Genomic DNA, 16576 nt, shown 5'->3' with positions numbered 1-16576 from the left:
TCCTTATTCAGTGCAAGCCGGGTAGATGGTGCAGTCACGTCCATCCGGCATTTTGAAAGGTTTGAAATCAGTTTTATTGTCACCACAGAAAGCGTAGGGATCCTCGATGCTGTCACCCCTACAGCGTTTCCAGCCAGTTGGAAATTTTATCCAAGTATCGCCTATAGCTGGCTTTTCCTCGTTTATCATGGTGAAGACTACTTTTACTGTCTTTCCTGCGAGCTGGTCACGTTGCAGAGCGCCACCGATAACTGGACTGGTTGTCTGGGTTTTATCAGTTGCCATTTTGCATTTAAGTATCTTCGTGATGTAATTCTTTTTTCCGATAGTACGAAATAACCATTGGCACTGGTTCTGAAATACTATTGGTGATGTGAGCGATTGGTTGTTGGTGATTCCATCTTGGAATGAAAGACCTGCATAGTCTCTCCCGATATCTAGTCGCTTTGCGCCATATTTGCCTTGAACCTCGAAACTAAAGCTATCCAATACTAAAGGGCATCCTCCAGCCTTGCTGGTTAAGGGGACCTCAAAGTTGGCAGTTTGCGCATCCTTGTTAAGCTCTTGCTCAAAGAATTTTAAGCCTGGATAGTTTCTTTCCTCGGGGTGTGGAACAGTGCATGTTTCTCCAGTGCGAGGGATATATGACGCTTCACCTCTCAAGCGGAATTCAGGCGGGAGTTCAGTTAATAGCGTGAAACTGTCGGGTTGAGCCGTCGAGCAACCTGTAACCCCAAACGTTCCCAAACTGAGGATTGCAACGCGGGCAATGCAACGGAAAAAGTCGGGAGTATCCATGATGAAGTCCTTATTCAGTGCAGTTGGGATAGACGGTGCAATCACGTCCATCCGGCATTTTGAAGGGTTTGAAATCTGTTTTATTGCCATCACAAAATGCGTATGGATCCTCAAGGCTGTCGCCCATGCAGCGTTTCCAGCCAGTGGGGAATTGCACCCAGTTGTCACCAACGGCCGGTCTTTCCTCGCTTGATATAGCGAAAATTACTTTTATTGTCTTGCCTGCAAACTGAGCACGTTGCATGGGACCTTTAATATCTGAGTCACTTGCCAGATCCGGCGTTTCCACAGATTTACATTTCAGAATTTTTACAATGTAACGGTCAGGCCCTGCAGTGCGAAAGAACCATTGACACTGCTTCTGTAATACCAAGACTGAGGGAGGAGCGGGACTGTTTGCATTTCCATCCCGGAACGAGATCCCTGTGTGAGCCCTACCTACATTCCGGAAGTCAGCACCATATTTGGCGTCAACCTCATAGCCAAAGCTATCCAGCACCAAAGGACAACCACCTTCCTTGCTCGTCAGCGGAACTTCGAAACGCGCCGTTTGTGCATCGTTACTCAGCTTCTGCTCAAAAAACTTCAAACCCGGATAGTTCCTGCCTTTTCGAGGAGGGACCGTACAAGCCTCTCCCGTTCTAGGCACATAAGACGCCTCACCTTTAATGCTGAACCCCGGCGGTAATTCGGTCACCAGCGTAAAACTGTCAGCAGATCTAACCGAACAACCAGAAACCGCCATGACACCCGCAACAGCGAACAACCAAAGCAAACGTCCCGAAAAGGTTGCGTCAGACCCCTCCACCTCACCCACGCTCTGACTGACCCAGCTGCGCATCAAACACCCGCTGACACCGCGCAAAATGTTGCTCTGGCGTCTCATCCGGCAGCGGCTGCCAGGCCACATCGTCCGCGCACTTGGGATCAAGCCTCAGGCTGAGCATGAACTCGCGCTGTTCCGGCGTGTTCCATTGCCAGGCCTCAAGCAGGTCCATCTGTTCTTCCAGCCATTCGCGGACGTTGCGGGTTTCGGAGAGTTTGGCGGCGGCCTCGATGTGGTACACCAACAACCAGCGTTTCAGGTTCTCGCGCAAGATGCCGCGCGTGCGCTCCGGCGAGTTTGGAATTCGCATCCACGGCGCGGGGTTTGGCACCGGGTACATGCCGGGCCTGGCGTTATCCGCGCTTTTCCACTGCTCCTCGTCCCAATACAGCACGCTGCTGATCGGGCCCAGCAGCAAGGGGCGTTCGGCTTCGCTCAGGTTGGCGAGGCAGCGAGCTATCACGCGGTTGTCCTGAAAACGGAACAACGAACGTTCGCCGTCTTCCTCAATCACCATTCGCGCTTGCCAGTGTTGGGTCAGGCCGTCGAGGTCGGCCTTGTCCATGCTGCCGATCCAGCCCCAGTTGCGCTGTGGGTCGTCCAGCAGTTGGCGAAAGGCATCGGTGCCGGGGTTGTGCAGTTCGGTCAGCCACGGGCTGATGGCGGCGAACTCGGCGTATTGGGTGCGTCGATAGAGTTGCACCGAGCGCTGCATCAGGCCTGCGCTGTAGAGCGAGGTGACGGGGTTCGGTTCGGCGAGGCTGTCGAGGGCCAGGATCAGGACGCGATTGAGTTTTGCTTGTTCGCCAAGCCAGTTGTTCAGTGCGTCGCTCATGCTGTTGCCCCCAAATCACATTTGCCTTCACGGCAGGCTTCGCAAATCGGGCAGCGGATGTCGCCGGCAGCTCGGGCGGCTTTGGCCATGGCCATTTGCACGGCGGCCGGGACGAGCAGGGCACCGGCCTTGTCTTTGGCGGCGGCCCAGGGGATGACGGGGTCGAGAATCTGAATACCCGAACCAGCGCCGGGAGCCCCCCCGGAATTCACTTTCACCTCAGCCCCACTAATCGTCACACCCCCCGCATCAATCTTCACAAAGCTGCCGCCAGCCTTGGCGGTCAGCTCCATGCCACCCTCGACCACCACCTTTTCCCCAGCGTGGTAGTGAATCTCCTGACCGGCCTCGACAAACTGCGCCGTGCCGACCTTCACATGCTGGGTCACGCCCACGGTGAGGTGATCATCCGCCCGTGCTTCGGTCTTGCGGTCCAGATGGGTAATCCGGTGCTCTTCCACCTTGAACTCGCTGAACACATTGGCCTCGACCGTGTCGTGCCGTTCATTGCCGACGCGGATCTTCTGGTCGTGTTCGATGTTTTCATCCCAGTCGCGCTGGGCGTGCAGGTAGATCTGTTCCGCGCCTTTTTTGTCTTCGATGCGAAACTCGTTGTAGCCCTTGCCGCCCGGCGAGCTGAGGGTTTTGAAGGTGCTGCGGGTCTTGTTCGCCGGCAGGTCGTAGGGGACGACGTTTTCCTTGTGGTACAGGCAGCCGGTGATCAGCGGTTGGTCGGGGTCGCCCTCGAGGAAGGTGACGAGCACTTCCATGCCGACTCGTGGGATGGCGATGCCGCCGTAGGCGTTGCCGGCCCAGCCGCTGGCGACGCGTAGCCAGCAGCTGGTCTTGTCGTCGGCCTGGCCGTCGCGGTCCCAGTGGAATTGCACCTTGACCCTGCCGTATTCATCGCAGTGGATTTCTTCCCCCGGCGGGCCGGTGACGATGGCGGTCTGGCTGCCCAGCACTTGCGGTTTCGGGTGTTCCAGGGCTGGGCGGTAATGGGCGTCCCACGGGGTGGCGAGGAAGCGGTTGCGGTAGCCCTGATGGAAATCGTCCTTGCTGTCGGTGACGTCGCTGGTGATGTTCTCGCCAAGCACTTGCGGCTGTTTGCCCTCGTGGACGATTTCCAGCAGCAGCCACAGGTCGTTCCATTCGGCGCGCGGGTGTTCGCTGAGGGCCAGGAAGTGGCCGCTGACCAGAGTTGGCTCGTCACCTTTGCCTTCGGCCAGTTGGTAGTCGCTGCGATGACGTTCCAGGGCGCGGGTCGCCAGTTGCTTGCCGCGCGCGCGGTCGGTGAAACGGCCGGGGTAGTCGTAGTCTTCGAGGTCCGGGGCGAACGCGCTTTTGGCTGCGCTTTCCGGCAGCAGCCGGGGTTTTTCGAAGTCGTAGTCGCGGCGGCTGACGCGGGTGGTGCGGGTTTCCAAGCGCAGGTTGAAGCGCTTGATCACCGTCTTCTCGGCGGCCATGCCGGAGTCCTGCTGGTAGCTCACCGGCGCCAGTTTGCGGAACACCGTCTGGTCATCGCCGAACACCAGTTTGTGGCCACTGGCCGAGTGCTGGAAGTGGAAATGGATGCCTTCCTCTTCGCACAGGCGCTGGATGAAATGCAGGTCGGATTCGTCGTACTGCACGCAGTACACGCGCTCCGGGTAGATCGCGCCGAGCTGGAAACTGTAGGCGTCGGCCAGAATGCCGCGGGCTTCGAGGACCTGGGCGATGATCTTCGGTACGCTGAGTTGCTGGAAAATCTGTTGGTCGTGGTTGTGGCGCAGGTAGGCCAGTTGCGGCACCAGACTGATGCTGTAGCGGGTCAGGCTCTTGCCGGAATCGCCTTGCTCGATGCGGTACACCAGTCCGTGGATTTTGCCTTGGCCGGTGGCGCCGAAGGTCAGACAACCGGGCTTGTGCAGCAGCTCTTCGAGTTTCAGGTCGGGGCGGGTGCTGACCAGTTCGATGTCGAAACAGAACGGCTGGTTGAGGGCCTCGCGGCCGATGAAGCTGAGCACCTGAAGGTCGACGGAAACGCCTTCGAGGGTGAGGGAGATATGGATTGCGTTTGCGTCCAGCATGCCTTGAATTCCGTCCTTTGAAAAAGCAGGGGGCGGATGGTGCAGTATTAAATGGCCATGTTCAAGGCGAAAATGCCGTAGGTCAGGGGCCTGACGCTTGTAGGGCTTTCCCCTATAGCTGAGGTTTTGCACGATGAATACAGGCACTTTTCGAGGCAATTGACCGCTACGCCATATAAAAAAGAAGGCCCCACAGATGGGGCCTTCGTTTATGACTCAGCCAATAAATTCAAAGCGATTGCAGGGAAATGGTCGCGCTCTGAGAGTTTTGCTGGCTGTCAGCATCCATCCAGACCCACTGCGTACCGTCGCCTTGCAGATTATTGGAAATACTCTGAATCTGCGAGTAACTGATCTTGACGGCCCCAACTTCACTTGCAGTAGGCCCGATCGTGGTGACCTGGCCGGAGAGCAGGCCGTTCGACGTCTCGTTGACGACGAACACGGTCGCTTGCGCCTCACGGAACTGGCAAGAGAGGAACTGTGTAATGGTGCTGGTGATCGTCAGGTTCATCCATTTCGATGGAGGGACCGCATAGTAGCGGGTGTACTTGTTGAACGGATGCTGCTCACCATCGGCCGGCAGCGGATAGTTGCTGAGCCCCGATGTGTTGGTCGGCATGCTGACACTTCCCAGCCAGATTTCGACCTGTGATTTACCGGCGTTGCTGGACAGTGAGACCGAAACGGTTTGAGTATCGGTGCCCGAGACAAAACCCAACGATGCCAGGCCTGCATTGGCCGTGGTGCCAGGCACCGTGATCGGTACGGGCGGCTGGCTGTTGCTCCAGTTCACGGAGACAGTCGAGTTGTTGTCATTTTGCGCGGAGTTATAGATAAAGATCCCATACAGTTGGCCTGGGCTAAGCGCGGTACAGGTGGCTGTATCACCTGCGGTGAGCGTAATGCGTTGTCCGCCGTTCCAGTTAATTTGGGCAGCTGAGATAGCGACACTTTCCATGTTGGAGTTCCTTTTCCTGTTGTGGTGGTATAAGGATTCGCACAGCAATTGTCCTTACCTGCGCCGTGCGTGGAAAAGATACTAGTTGAAGGTATGTAGCGGTCAAGTAACTAACTGGTTGTAGTTGGCTGCATGTGATTATTTTTTTGGAATAGTTGCAAGTATAAATCGCTATAAATTTTCTCAGGTGTAAAAAATATAAAGCTGTCAATGACCGCTTATCTTTTGTACGGGTTTTATTTTTTAAATTGCAATAAGACTATATCTAAAAAATATAATGGGAGAAAAGATGTAGCGCCCAATGAAGCAAGATATGCAAGCTGTCTTTTATTCAAGTCCTGCGGCAGGCCCTGAAATCAGGACCCGCCATAGTAGAGGAGGTATGGGGGGTGTATTTCAGCTCAACTGCCGCCGATACGGCAAATCCGGCCCGGTCTTGCTGCAGGTCAACGCGGCGGCACTCACCGCAAACCTGAGCATCCCGTCAATCTGCTCACGGCTGAGCCGCTGCACACCCGCAACCGAATCCAGCTGCTGCTCGGTCAGCCAGGTAATCAGCGCCGCCTGGAAGGTATCGCCAGCCCCAACGGTGTCGGCAATCTTCACCGAACAGGCCGGCACCGACCATGTGCCATGAGCCCGGCTGAACACCGTCGCCCCCTGACCGCCACGGGTCAGGAACACCAACTGACAACGATGCTCCAGCCAGCCTTCGATCACGCGCTGCGGATCCTGCTCGGGATACAGCAGGCTCAAATCTTCGTCGCTGACCTTGATCAGGTCGGCAAGCTCCACCAGGGTGGCGATCCGTGAACGCCACAACTCGATGTTCGGCTCGGGATTCAGGCGCACGTTCGGGTCGAGGCTGATCAGGCGTTTGCCACTTTCGCGCTGCACCAGCGCCAGCAAGGTATCGGCAACCGGTTGCACCACCAGCGAGAACGAGCCGATGTGCAAGCCGCGCACTTCAGGCCCCAGTTGCGGCAGATGAGCAAGGCTCAACTGCCGATCCGCGCAGCCTTCGCCGCGAAAGCTGTAGTGAGGCGAGCCGTTGGCACCGACCGCGACCATCGCCAGCGTGGTCGGCGCGGCGAAGTCCACGAGGTAATCCGGGCGCACGCCTTCATCCTGCAGCACTTGCTGCAAGCGGCGGCCGAGGTAGTCGGTCGACAGTCCGGCAAACAGCGCGGCATCCACGCCCAAGCGGCGCAACCCCACTGCAACGTTGAACGGCGAGCCGCCGGCAATTGCCTTGAAATTCACTTTGGATGCCAGGCCGCTGGCATCGTCTTCGCTGAAGAAATCGAATAGCGCTTCACCACACACCAGATACATAGTTGCTCGCTCTTTAAAGGGTTGCGACATGCTGTTGATAGCGTTCGTAGGCCTGCTGACAGGCCTGTACATTTTCTGCAATCGGCAGGGTTTCACTGGCCAGGTCGAGCTTCACGCAGCGCTCGCACAAGTCCGCCAGGCTGTCTTCGTGGCCGTTTGCCCAAGACTTGCACCACGCTGCCTGAATCGCTGCGCCAAGCGCCGCGGCCTCGCTCTGTTCGGTACAAATCACTGGCGTATTCATGATGTCGGCGACGATTTGCCGCCACACCGGGCTCTTCGAGCCGCCGCCGGTCAGGCAGATGCCGCGGCTTTGTAAGCCATTGTGGCGCAGCAGGTCCAGCCCGTAACGCAAACCGAAGGTGGTGCCTTCCACCACGGCGCGGCACAGATTGGCCCGGGTCAGGTTGGTCATGGTCAACCCCAGCAGGCTGCCGCTGGCATGGGGCAGGGCGGGAACGCGTTCGCCATTGAGGAACGGCAGCATGCACACGCCTTCAGCACCAATCGGCGCGTGTTCGACCAGGGCGTTGAACTGCTCGATATCCAGTTCGAACAACTCGCGAATCGCGCCGGTGGCATTGGTCAGGTTCATGGTGCAGATCAGGGGCAACCAGCCGCCGCTGGAGGAACAGAACGTCGCCACCGAGGCGTCCGGACTGACGTGCGCTTGCTCGGCATAGGCGTAGACCGTCCCCGAAGAGCCGAGGCTCATGGTGATCGCGCCGGGCTTGATGTTGCCGGTGCCGATCGCGCCCATCATGTTGTCGCCACCGCCGCTGGAGACCAGGGCCTTGGGGTTGATGCCCAAATGCTCGGCGATGCCCGGCAGGATCGTACCGACCGGCTGGTGGGCATCGATCAGCTCCGGGAGCGCGGCTTGCAGGCGCCCGCTGGGGTCGATGTCGCGCAGCAGTTGCAAGTCCCACTGGCGCGTACGTACGTTGAAATAGCCAGTGCCCGACGCATCGCCGTACTCGCTGCAACTGCGGCCGGTAAGCCAATAGTTGAGGTAGTCATGGGGCAGCAGGATGCGGGCGATGCGGGCGAAAATTTCCGGGTGTTGTTCTTTGGTCCAGAGCAGCTTGGACACGGTGTAGCCCGGCGCGATAACGATGCCGAGGCGCTCCAGGGAGCCTTTTTCACCGCCCAGATGAGCCAGTAGACGATCATTCTCCGGGGTGGATTCGGTATCGCACCAGAGCTTGGCCGGGCGCAGTACCTGGCCGTGATCGTCGAGCGGCACCAGACCATGCTGCTGGCCGGAAACGCCGATGCCGAGGATGGCCTGACCATCGACATCCGCGGCGAGCAACGCGCGACGGGTGGCCTGGGTAAAGGCTTCCAGCCACTGGGCAGTGTCTTGCTCGCGACGGCCATTGGGGCCGCTGATGAGGCTGTGGACAGCAGCGCCCTGACCGAGGACCTGACCGCTGTGTGCGTCGAGGATCACGGCTTTGGTGCCTTGGGTGCCGCAGTCGATGCCCAGGAATAGTTGTTGGTTTGCCATGGAAACACCCTACCGAAGATTGTTCCCACGTTCTGCGTGGGAATGCATCAATGGACGCTCTGCGTCCGCTTCTGGATGGGACGCGGAGCGTCCCGGGCTGCATTCCCACGCAGAGCGTGGGAATAATCAGACGGCCAGCACTCGTTCGAGCGTCTGCGTCACGCCAACTTCCCGCAAGCTGTTACAGCACCACTCGAACGCCGCGACGAACTCTGGCGAACGCGGAATCGCCGTGCCGAAAATCTCCTCAACCTCCAGCAGCCGCTGGGTGATCAATGCATCATCGGCCACCAGCGCCTGACAGAACGCCGCCCGCGGATCCGGAATTGCATAGGTCTGACCGTTCTCATCCACGCCTTTGAGGTACAGCGCCCAGGCCGCCACCACCAGCGCCGCACGTTTGGTCTCGCGGCCGTCGGCGATCAAGCGGTTGAGGGTCGGCACGGTGAATTTCGGAAACTTCGATGAGCCGTCCGAACACACCCGCTCCAGTTGATCGGCAATCGCCTGATTGGAGAAGCGCGCCACCAGGGTGTTTTTGTACTCGGTCAAATCGATGCCCGGCACCGGCGCCAGTTGCGGCGTCACGTCCAGGTCCATGTAGGCGCGCATGTAGCGCACGAACAGCGGGTCGTTCATGGTTTCGTGAACGAAGCGGTAACCCTTCAAAAAACCCAGATAAGTCAGGGCCAGGTGACTACCGTTGAGCAGTTTGATCTTCATCTCTTCGTAAGGCGTGACGTCGTCGGTGAACTGCAGGCCGACTTTTTCCCAGGCCGGGCGACCATTGACGAATTTATCTTCCAGCACCCACTGCACAAACGGTTCGCAGACCACTGGCCAGGCGTCGTCAATGCTGTGTTTGTCGTGCAATTGCAGGCGATGCTGGATGCTGGTCATCGGCGTGATGCGGTCGACCATGGCGTTGGGGAAGCTGACGTTGCGCTCGATCCAGTCGCGCAGGTCGGCATCGCGCAGGGCGGCGAATGCGAGCAAGGCTTTGCGGGTCACCGCGCCGTTGTGCGGCAGGTTATCGCAGGACATCAGCGTGAACGCGGGCGTGCCGGCGGCACGCCGTTTGGCCAGCGCGGCGCAGAGGAAGCCGAACACGGTTTTCGGCGTGTTCGGATTGCTCAGGTCGTGCTGGATCTGTGGCAGATGCGCCATGAACTCGCCGTTGCTGTCGTCGATGCAGTAGCCGCCCTCGGTGATGGTCAGCGAGACGATGCGGATCTCGGGGCTGGCCAGTTTATCGATCAGCGCCTCGGCGCCGTCTTCGGCCAGCAGCATGTCGCGGATCGCGCCGATGACTCGCACTTCGGTGTCGTCGGTATCGCCGAGTTCAAACAAGGTGAACAGGTAATCCTGTTCTTTGAGATCGTCCCGGGCACGACGGTCTTCGGCGCGCAGGCCAACCCCGCAGATGGCCCAGTCCAGTGCTTCGCCGGTGTTCATCAAGGCGTCGGTGTAGTACGCCTGATGTGCGCGGTGGAAACCGCCGACGCCAATGTGCGCGATGCCCTGGCGGGTGTCGCTCAGGGTGTAGGCGGGCAGGGCCACCTCGGGGGCGAGGCGGTTGAGGTTGGATTTATTCAGTTTCATCGCATGTTCTCTGATATCAGGCTGCGGCGCGCAGTGGACGGGTCAGCGCCACGCCGTCGGCATCGAATAAATGGCAGTGTTCGGCGTCCAGGTGCAGGCTCAGGGTTTCGCCATAACGGCTGGCCAGATCGCCGCGAACGCGCATGGTCAACGCTTCGCCGGACGACGTCAGCACATGGCAGAAGGTGTCGCTGCCCAAACGTTCGCTGACATCGGCGGTGACTTGCAACGTGCAGTCGCCAGGTTGCGCCAACTCCAGGTGTTCCGGGCGAATGCCCAGGGTCACCGCGCCGCCGACGCTCAGGTTGGCCGCGCTCAGCGGCAGAGTGATGCGGGTGCCGGCGTCCAGCAGCACTTCGCAGCCCCGGCTTTCAATACGGGTGACTTTGCCTTTGAGGAAGCCCATTTTCGGTGTGCCGAGAAAACCTGCGACAAACAGGTTGGCCGGCTGGTGATACAGGTCCAGTGGCGAACCGACCTGCTCGATCTTACCGCCATTGAGCACGACGACTTTGTCGGCCATGGTCATGGCTTCGACCTGATCGTGGGTCACGTAGATCATGGTGGCTTGCAGTTCTTTGTGCAGGCGCAACAGTTCCAGGCGCATTTGCACCCGCAGGGCGGCGTCGAGGTTGGACAGCGGTTCGTCGAACAGGAAAATTTTCGGGTTACGCACGATGGCCCGGCCGATCGCTACGCGCTGACGCTGACCGCCAGACAGCTGTTTCGGTTTACGTTCGAGCATCGGCCCGAGCTCCAGGATGCGCGCTGCTTCGCCGACCTTCTTCTCGACTTCGGCTTTCGCTACACCGGCCAGGTCGAGGGCGAACGACATGTTTTTACGCACGCTCATGTGCGGGTACAGGGCGTAGGTCTGGAACACCATCGCCAGGTCGCGCTTGGCCGGGCTGACTTCGGTGATGTCGCGGCCATCGAGCTCGATGGTGCCGCCGCTGACTTCTTCAAGGCCGGCGATCAGCCGCAGCAGGGTGGACTTGCCGCAACCCGACGGGCCGACGAACACCACGAATTCCTTGTCGTTCACTTCCAGGTCGATGCCTTTGATGATGGAAAAACCTTCGAAGCCTTTTTGCAGATTTTTGATTTTCAGGTTGGCCATGATGGCGCTCCTTTATGTTTATTCTTTGAGGGCTATTTCACGGCGCCAAACGACAGGCCGCGGACCAGCTGTTTCTGGCTGATCCAGCCGAAGATCAGGATCGGCGCGCAAGCCAGGGTCGACACCGCCGACAACTTGGCCCAGAACAAACCTTCGGGGCTTGAGTAAGAGGCGATCAGTGCGGTCAGTGGCGCGGCTTTGGACGAGGTCAGGTTCAGCGACCAGAACGCCTCGTTCCAGCACAGGATCAGCGACAGCAACACCGTGGAAGCCAGGCCGCCCTTGGCGATCGGCAGCAGCACCCGGACCATTTCCTGCCACAGGGTGGCGCCGTCCAGGCGTGCGGCTTCGAGGATGTCCTTGGGGATGTCTTTGAAGTAGGTGTAAACCATCCAGACCACGATCGGCAGGTTGATCAGCGTGTAGATCACGATCAGCGCGATTCGCGTATCCAGCAGGCCAAAGCTCTTGGCCAACAAGTAGATCGGCATCAGCACGCCCACTGGCGGCAGCATCTTGGTGGAGAGCATCCACAGCAGCGTGCCTTTGGTGCGCTGGGTTTCGTAGAACGCCATGGAATAGGCGGCCGGCACCGCGATCAGCAGGCACAAAGCGGTGGCGCTGAAGGAAATCACCACCGAGTTCCAGGCGAAGCTGAAGTAATCGCTACGCTCGTTGATGTGCAGGTAGTTCGAAAGCGTCGGCGTGAAGATGAACTGCGGTGGCGTGGCGAAGGCGTCGATTTCGGTCTTGAAACTGGTCAGCACCATCCAGAAGATCGGGAAGAAAATCAGGATCGCGATGGCCCAGGCCAGGGTGCCGAGCAGCAGGCTTTGCAGACGACGGGATTGTTGAAGAGTCATGGCGCGGGCCTCAGGCTTTGTCTGTCAGGTTTTTGCCGATCATGCGCACCAGCACGATGGCCGCGATGTTGGCAATCACCACCGCGATCAAGCCACCGGCGGAGGCCATGCCGACGTCGAACTGCACCAGCGCCTGGTTGTAGATCAGGTAGGCGAGGTTGGTCGAGGCGTAACCGGGGCCACCGTTGGTGGTGGTGAAGATTTCGGCGAACACCGACAGCAGGAAGATGGTTTCGATCATCACCACCACCGCAATCGGCCGCGCCAGGTGCGGCAAGGTCAGGTGCCAGAAGATGGCGATCGGGCCGGCACCGTCCAGGCGCGCGGCTTCCTTTTGTTCCTGGTCGAGGGACTGCATGGCAGTCATCAGGATCAGGATCGCGAAGGGCAGCCATTGCCAGGACACAATGATGATGATCGACAGCAGCGGGTAGTGCGCCAGCCAGTCCACCGGCTGCGCGCCGAACAGCTTCCAGATGTAGGCGAGAATTCCCGAGACCGGGTGAAAGATCAGGTTCTTCCAGATCAGTGCACCGACGGTGGGCATGATGAAGAACGGCGAGATCAACATCACCCGCACGATGCCGCGACCGAGAAACTCACTGGCCTCCAGCAACGCGCTGATCAACACGCCGAACACCACGCTGATCAGCAACACACTGCCCACCAGCAACAGGGTATTGGTTGCGCCGGGCAGGAAACCCGAATCGCTCAGGAAGTAGCTGAAGTTCTCCAGCCCCACGAATTCGTTTTCGCCGGGGTAGAGCAGGTTGTAGCGGATCATCGAAAAGTAAATGGTCATGCCCAACGGCACGATCATCCACAGCAGCAGCAACGCCACCGAGGGGCTGACCAGAAACCAGCCGGGGTTGGTCAACCGGCTTTTACGCACCGGTTGCGGGATGTCCATGTGAGCTTTGACAGTGGTTGAAGTATTCATGGCGATCAGAACCGATTGGGAACAGACAAATGAAGATCAACTGTAGGGGCGAGGCTTGTGTGGTGAGGGAGCTTGCTCCCGCTGGGTCGCGAAGCGGCCCCAAAAACACTTTGCGACTGCTTCGCAGCCGAACGGGGGCAAGCCCCCTCGCCACACAAACCTGTTCCCACATGGGGGCGCTGGTTATTTGGGATAACCGGCGCGCTTCATTTCACGTTCGGTGGTTGACTGGGCGGCGGTCAGGGCCTGGTCGACCGTGGTCTGGCCGATCAGCGCCGCCGAGAACAGCTTGCCGACCTGGGTGCCCACGGCCTGGAATTCAGGAATGGTTACCAGTTGGATACCGATGTAGGGCACGGGCTTTTGCGACGGTTGGCTCGGGTCCGCGGCTTTCAGCGATTCCAGCGTCACCTTGGCGAACGGCGCGGCATTCATGTAAGCCTCGGTGTAGGTCGAGGCGCGAGTGCCTGGTGGCACGTTGGCGATGCCGTCTTTTTCCGCGACCAGGGCTCCGTACTCCTTGGACGTGGCCCAGGCGCTGAAGGTTTTCGCCGCTTCCTTGGCCTTGGAACTGGTGGGGATAGCCAGTGCCCACGAATACAGCCAGGCCGAACCTTTGTCGGTGACCTGATGCGGTGCGTAAGTAAAGCCGACGTGGTCGCTGACTTTGCTCTGGGTTTTGTCGGTCACGAACGAGCCGGCCACACTGGCATCGACCCAGATCGCGCATTTGCCGCTGTTGAACAGCGCCAGGTTCTCATTGAAACCGTTGCTCGATGCGCCGGGCGGGCCGGACTTTTTCATGGTGTCGACGTAGAAATTCAGTGCATTTTTCCACTCAGCACCGGTGAATTCCGGCTGCCATTTCTCATCGAACCAGCGCGCGCCATAGGCGTTGGCGACAGTGGTGATCAGCGCCATGTTTTCGCCCCAGCCAGCCTTGCCACGCAGGCAGATGCCGTACTGTTCTTTATCTTTATGGGTGAGTTTGCTGGCGAATTCGCCGATCTGTTCCCAGGTCGGGCGTTCCGGCATGGTCAGCCCGGCGTCCTTGAACAGGTCGGTGCGGTAATAGGTGATGGAGCTTTCAGCGTAGAACGGCAGGGCATAGAGCGAGCCCTTGACCGAAAGACCTTCACGCACCGAAGGGAAAACGTCGTCGAGGGCGTAGTTGGCCGGCAAGTCCTTCATCGGTTCCAGCCAACCCTTGGCACCCCAGAGTGCGGCTTCGTACATGCCGATGGTCAACACATCAAACTGCCCGCCCTGGGTGGCGATGTCGGTGGTCAGGCGTTGGCGCAGGACGTTTTCTTCAAGCACCACCCAATTGAGTTTGATGTCCGGATGCTCAGCTTCGAAGGTTTTCGAGAGCTTTTGCATGCGGATCATGTCGCTGTTGTTGACGGTGGCGATGGTCAGGGTCTGAGCGCCGAGGCTGACGCTGCTGAGGGTCATGCAGGTGAGGGCAAGCAGAGCTTTTACCGAAGGTTGCATCGTGCACTCCTTTTCTGCACCCGGGGGTTACAGAAGGACAGTTATTGTTTTTGTGTCTTCCTGCGGAGGGAAGAATGTGCAGCGATTACAGCCTTCAATTGACAGGCTGACAAATCATCCATCGCACTGTGATCGATACTTTTTTGCACTGGGCTTTGGCGGGGGAGATGCAAGGACAGGCTTTGCAGAGGCGAGCGGTCATTGAATTTGTACAGGTTTCATCGGCCTCTTCGCGGGTAAACCTCGCTCCTGCAAAAGCGAGGCTTGCCCGCGAAGGAGATCTAAAAATCAGCCGAGGTTTTGCTCAGTCAACCGTTGCACCGCCAGCCGCCGGTAGTGCGACGGCGTCATGCCCTTGAGTTGCTGAAAACGCCGGTTGAAGTTGGAAATGTTGTTGAAGCCCGACTCGAAACACACATCGGTCACCGTTTTGTCGCCATCGGCCAGCAGCTCGCAGGATTTGCTGATGCGCAGGCGATTGACGAACTCGATGAAGCAGCGTCCGGTGGCCTGTTTGAACACTCGGCTGAAGTAGGTCGGCTTCAGGCCCAGATGCTCGGCCACCTCTTCCAGCGTTAAATCCCTGGCGTAATGGGCAAAGATGTAATCCACCGCCCGGTTGGTACGGTCGATATTGTGTTCATCGGCCAATTGCGGCGTTGTGGCACCGGACAGCAACTGGTAGTCATCGGACGCCGCCAGCAACTCCAGCAGAATGAAAAAATACCCGAGCCGGGTCATGCCTTGGGTGTCGGCGATGCGCTGCATCAAGGTCATGGCCTGGCGTATGGTGCGCTTGCAGCGAAACTCGATGCCGTACTGCGCGCGCTCCAGCAAGGGCGCAATTGTCTTGAGTTCGGCGAATACCTGATGGCCACTTTCGAACAGCTCGTCAGTGAAATTGACCAGCATGTCGCGCTCGGGCACCACTTCGTCTTCGGCCACCTGGCTGATCCAGTTGTGGGGCAGGTTGGGGCCGGTCAGGAACAGTGTTTCCGGGTAGAAGTTACCGATGTAGTCACCGATGAACACCTTGCCGGAGCTGGCGATGATCAAGTGCAGTTCGTATTCCTTGTGGAAATGCCAGCGCACCAGGGGGCAGGGGAATCCGTGTTGGCGATAGATGATGGACAACCCGTTGTGGTCGTCCATCAATTCGTAGGAAGGATCGGTGACTCTGGCTGTTCGGGTCATGTCAGGGCGCTTTTATTGTTATCGCCTCTTGATCATGCCTCTTTCGGGGCGCCTAAGGCCAGCTTGCAACGCGACTGTGCTCAGGCGGGGGCATGCAAGGCATCACCGTATACCGCTTTCATGCTGGTGGCACTCCAGCAGTAACGAACGATTTCGGATTCGTCGAAAAAGTAGGTATTGATGATGCTGCAGCGCGTGACCCAGTCCCGGGTGGGATTGAACCAGTCATTGATGTGGTTTTTGATGTCTTGAGGCCCTCCCAGAAACGCGTAGCTGGTGGCCGATAACGACCATAAAAATGTTTCGTATGGCGCGTCTTTGAGTGTGTTGGAAATATGGGTTTTCAAATCCTCGGTGTCGGTAAACCGCTTGTTGATCCACTTGTGTGCAATACGCGGCCAGAAATAATTCTCATCCAGTTCCCGCCGTACGGGCGCCGCTAATATCACCCGGCGCAGAGCACTGATCCGCTTGAGCTCGCCGATCGTTTTTGTGGCGTTGTCGGGCGGTATCACTCGCTGTCCGAGTTGGCTGACCAGAAGCTCATTGAGTTTCTGATAGTCAAAGCGATTGTTACCGTCCCCTAGCTGATGAAAGTCCAAAACCACGAATTCATCCGGGTTTCGGTCCAGGAAAGATGAAACTGCGCTGATGAGTTCATCGAGAACCCGATGTGATTGATATCCATGGTGATGGAAATAGAAAATCGACTGCTCAGCCCCCTCGGTGTAGCCCAGGCGGATATCGAATGCCCGTGCGCCATTGGACAATTGCCATGCAAATGAACCGTTTTGACATGTCGTCCAGTTGCCGACGACCACCTCATAATTAGGCGCCTGTTTATCCATGCCGGCGTTATGGGCGCCGGGCCAGATAACATCAGTCAGTTTTATACGATCGATGTCGAGGGCATTACTCATCCATTTTTGTTTATCCAGCGTGATTACTGCGTTATGGGTCATGACAGTTCCTTGTCGTAGACTCGTCCCCTCCATGGAGGGGACGAGGTCCATGTTTCGGGTGTGGCTG

General features: G+C 58.3%; 14 protein-coding genes. All 14 read right to left on the bottom strand.

Annotated features, from left to right (window positions below):
* Positions 1 to 3: 3 nt before the first annotated feature.
* The 14 genes from FFH90_RS16610 to FFH90_RS16545 all read right to left on the bottom strand — a co-directional run bounded on the left by FFH90_RS16610 (position 4) and on the right by FFH90_RS16545 (position 16509).
* Positions 4 to 798 (bottom strand): hypothetical protein, encoded by a 795-nt coding sequence (locus tag FFH90_RS16610; protein WP_138867619.1) that lies wholly within the window; start codon positions 796 to 798, stop codon positions 4 to 6.
* 10 nt (positions 799 to 808) lie between these two features.
* Positions 809 to 1639: a hypothetical protein gene (locus tag FFH90_RS16605; RefSeq protein WP_138867618.1), complete on the bottom strand. Its 831-nt coding sequence runs from the start codon at positions 1637 to 1639 to the stop codon at positions 809 to 811.
* Complete coding sequence (locus tag FFH90_RS16600) at positions 1608 to 2459, bottom strand: DUF4123 domain-containing protein (RefSeq protein WP_138867617.1); 852 nt, start codon at positions 2457 to 2459, stop codon at positions 1608 to 1610. The genes FFH90_RS16605 and FFH90_RS16600 overlap by 32 nt, the downstream gene beginning before the upstream one ends.
* Positions 2456 to 4528: a type VI secretion system tip protein VgrG gene (locus tag FFH90_RS16595; RefSeq protein ID WP_138867616.1), complete on the bottom strand. Its 2073-nt coding sequence runs from the start codon at positions 4526 to 4528 to the stop codon at positions 2456 to 2458. Before FFH90_RS16595 ends, FFH90_RS16600 begins: the two co-directional genes overlap by 4 nt.
* 229 nt (positions 4529 to 4757) lie before the next feature.
* Positions 4758 to 5489, bottom strand: a complete 732-nt coding sequence (locus FFH90_RS16590) for a hypothetical protein (protein ID WP_018926045.1) — start codon at positions 5487 to 5489, stop codon at positions 4758 to 4760.
* A 396-nt stretch (positions 5490 to 5885) separates the two neighbouring features.
* On the bottom strand, positions 5886 to 6824 hold the full coding sequence (locus FFH90_RS16585) for a carbohydrate kinase (RefSeq protein ID WP_064618063.1): 939 nt from the start codon (positions 6822 to 6824) through the stop codon (positions 5886 to 5888).
* Between the two features lie 13 nt (positions 6825 to 6837).
* Complete coding sequence (gene xylB, locus FFH90_RS16580) at positions 6838 to 8334, bottom strand: xylulokinase (protein ID WP_138867615.1); 1497 nt, start codon at positions 8332 to 8334, stop codon at positions 6838 to 6840.
* A 126-nt stretch (positions 8335 to 8460) separates the two neighbouring features.
* On the bottom strand, positions 8461 to 9936 hold the full coding sequence (locus FFH90_RS16575; RefSeq protein ID WP_138867614.1) for a mannitol dehydrogenase family protein: 1476 nt from the start codon (positions 9934 to 9936) through the stop codon (positions 8461 to 8463).
* 16 nt (positions 9937 to 9952) lie between these two features.
* The gene (locus FFH90_RS16570; protein WP_138867613.1) at positions 9953 to 11056 is read right to left on the bottom strand and encodes an ABC transporter ATP-binding protein; all 1104 of its coding nucleotides are present in this window, start codon (positions 11054 to 11056) and stop codon (positions 9953 to 9955) included.
* Between the two features lie 32 nt (positions 11057 to 11088).
* Positions 11089 to 11919, bottom strand: a complete 831-nt coding sequence (locus tag FFH90_RS16565) for a carbohydrate ABC transporter permease (RefSeq protein WP_018926039.1) — start codon at positions 11917 to 11919, stop codon at positions 11089 to 11091.
* 10 nt (positions 11920 to 11929) lie between these two features.
* On the bottom strand, positions 11930 to 12859 hold the full coding sequence (locus tag FFH90_RS16560; protein ID WP_064618053.1) for a carbohydrate ABC transporter permease: 930 nt from the start codon (positions 12857 to 12859) through the stop codon (positions 11930 to 11932).
* Between the two features lie 183 nt (positions 12860 to 13042).
* Positions 13043 to 14353 carry a sugar ABC transporter substrate-binding protein gene (locus tag FFH90_RS16555; protein ID WP_111453622.1) on the bottom strand — a complete coding sequence of 437 codons (1311 nt, stop codon included), beginning with the start codon at positions 14351 to 14353 and terminating at the stop codon, positions 13043 to 13045.
* A 288-nt stretch (positions 14354 to 14641) separates the two neighbouring features.
* Complete coding sequence (locus FFH90_RS16550) at positions 14642 to 15547, bottom strand: AraC family transcriptional regulator (protein ID WP_111453623.1); 906 nt, start codon at positions 15545 to 15547, stop codon at positions 14642 to 14644.
* A gap of 80 nt (positions 15548 to 15627) precedes the next feature.
* Positions 15628 to 16509, bottom strand: coding sequence for a phospholipase (locus FFH90_RS16545; RefSeq protein WP_138867612.1), 882 nt, complete (start codon positions 16507 to 16509; stop codon positions 15628 to 15630).
* Positions 16510 to 16576 lie beyond the last annotated feature (67 nt).

Source organism: Pseudomonas sp. ATCC 43928, from assembly GCF_005938665.2.
In the GTDB taxonomy this organism is placed as follows: Bacteria; Pseudomonadota; Gammaproteobacteria; order Pseudomonadales; family Pseudomonadaceae; genus Aquipseudomonas.
This window is presented reverse-complemented; position numbering and strand designations above follow the sequence as displayed.